Here is a 2,228-nt window from a genome sequence, read left to right as displayed (position 1 = left end):
CACAGCCCCCAGAACAAGATCAGACCAAAAAGGACATTCGCGGACTACTCCGGGGCCCTGGCGAGTGGGGTCCCTGGCCATATTGGCAAATCCGATGGTGGCAGAGACAAGGAACGCGTCGAACAGGCCCAGCAGGGCCTTGGCGATGAGCGGGATGTCGGCTGTGGGAATGATGATCGCCAGCACGATGGCCAAAAGCGTGGTGATGCCGACGATCGTCCAGTACATGCCGCTGCTTGCGGCGAAGGCGGCATAGTCCGCGGGTGGGTTGCCGCGATCCGGGCGGGAGAGCACCCAGTCGCCATGCTCGCGAGGCGGCTCGACCAACGGCTCCTTCGCGGTGCTCGCCGCTGCTGCTCTCGGCGTGCGTGGATGTTCCTGAGAGGTTTGTGAGGGCGTCAGGATTCGACGCGGAGGTTCGCCGCCGTTGATTAGCCGTCGCAGGTCCCAGATGGCGAACCAGAGGAGGCCGATGAAGGGGATTCCGAAGCAGGCGTTGCCGATCACCGCATTCGTCACGGTGTTCGGCTCCCACTGCCCGGTCACGGTGATCCCCACCGCGCCGATCTCGCCTACCCCCGCCACAAGTGTCACCAGCCACAAAAGACTGCGCCCGATCCACTTCCAGGTCGTCAACCTGCGGGCCCGCTCCGCGCCGGTTCGCAGGTCGGTGATGGTGTGTAGACCGAGCGGTAGGCCGGGCCGCGACAGTGGGGCACGAACCCATTGGCTGAGCGTCTCTCGATCCGGAGGAACGAGCCGGCCGCGGACAGCATCCTGCCAGACGGTCCGCAACCCATCGGCGAAGCCGACGACATAGGGCAGTGAGGGCGTGAGTTGTGCGTGAGCCACGCGAGTGGGCGCGGCGTAGACCCCGAGAAACTGGGCGATCGATGGCAGCCAGGCCGGCACTGTCTCCCCGTGAGCAGCGTGCCCAGACACGATGCGGTCCCAGTGATCTCGCCATGGCCTCAACCAGCTCGCGATCTCGAAATCTGTGGCAAGGAGGCCCTCCAGGGCGTACAGGGGAATAGCCACAGCCGCAGTCACGCCGTCTGCGTAGCCGTGGCGCTGCTCGGTGAGACGCTCGTCGGCCGACATGCCGTGACCGACACGCACGGCAGCATTCGCCGACGAGGGCGGTTCGATGGGGACTCGAACTGCTGGTGGCCCCGCGACCGCTTTCGCCGCTGCCCTAACCCTTCCTCGTGCAGGTGGAGTGGCCGCAACCGGTGAGACCCAGGGACCACTGCCACCGACCTCCGGCTCCGGCCGGCGAGAAACCTCGCCGTCGGCAGGCCGGCGGCTGATTTCAACCTCCACGACTGCGCAGTGACCCTCCGTGGCGAGGTGGCGTCCGATGACGAAGAGCGAATCGTCGGTGCGGCGGACGAGCCCGCCGGGGAGCCCGGCGATCTTGCTCAGCCGGCCCAAAGGTCTATGTTCTTGCGTGTCGAGATCAAGCCGCACCAGCGTCAGATCGTCCGATAGCGTGACGACCTGCCGTTCGTTTAGGGCGGTCAGTGCGCGCACACGTCCTGCCGGTGCCGGCAGGCGTCGTTCCACGGTGAGCTGCGATGACAGTAGGAGAAGGTCGGCTCCATCCGACACCACCAGTCTGGTGCTGGTCAGCCAGGCTGCCGCCGTGACCGCGAGGGGCAGCTCGCACCATTTTTCATCGCCGACTTGCGTGCCCAGCCTGATGAGGCGAGCCGATGCGACCCCTGCCGATCCTCGATCAAGACACCAGGCTGATCCGTCGGGATTCATCTGCAGATGGCCGTCGTCGAAGTTCGCTGCCCCACTGGACACCACCGTCAGCTGGCCCGCCGCCCACCGGCCAACGCCATGTCCCCGGGCCATGAGAAGCGCCCCATCCGCCATGGCCAGCGAACCGTTGCTGCAGCCGAAGACAGGCGCAACCCATTTAGAACGTTGAGCTGGCAGGTCCACCGCGAGGATGCCCTGTTCGAGGGTCAGCAAAGGTCTGCCACCCGGGTCGACGGCGACTCCCGCACGCCGCAGATCGGCATGATCGACGGCGCCGACGGTGAAGACACGCTGCCCGTCCACGCCGTTCGCTACCGGCTCGCGCGTCACTCTGGGCGTCTCGGCCCGATGCTTCAGGAGTTCGTTTAGTGGTGTGTAGGCGCGGCCGTGGAAGGAAGCAGGGCCTTTGCAAGTTCCGGGGTCGTGCGGCTGGTCGGGTTGTGACCGGTTGGGGTGGA

At 66.2% G+C, this 2,228-nt stretch carries 1 protein-coding gene; it reads right to left on the bottom strand.

The annotated features are described in order from the left end of the window. On the bottom strand, positions 1-2,100 hold a 2,100-nt coding region (locus ACFHWY_RS28305), incomplete at its 3' end, for a hypothetical protein (protein ID WP_416583295.1). Positions 2,101-2,228: the final 128 nt, after the last annotated feature.

It is taken from the genome of Micromonospora sp. LOL_024 (genome assembly GCF_048060415.1).
Lineage (GTDB): Bacteria > Actinomycetota > Actinomycetes > Mycobacteriales > Micromonosporaceae > Micromonospora.
The sequence above is the reverse complement of the archived record's forward strand: the minus strand, read 5'-3'. Positions and strand labels throughout refer to the sequence as shown.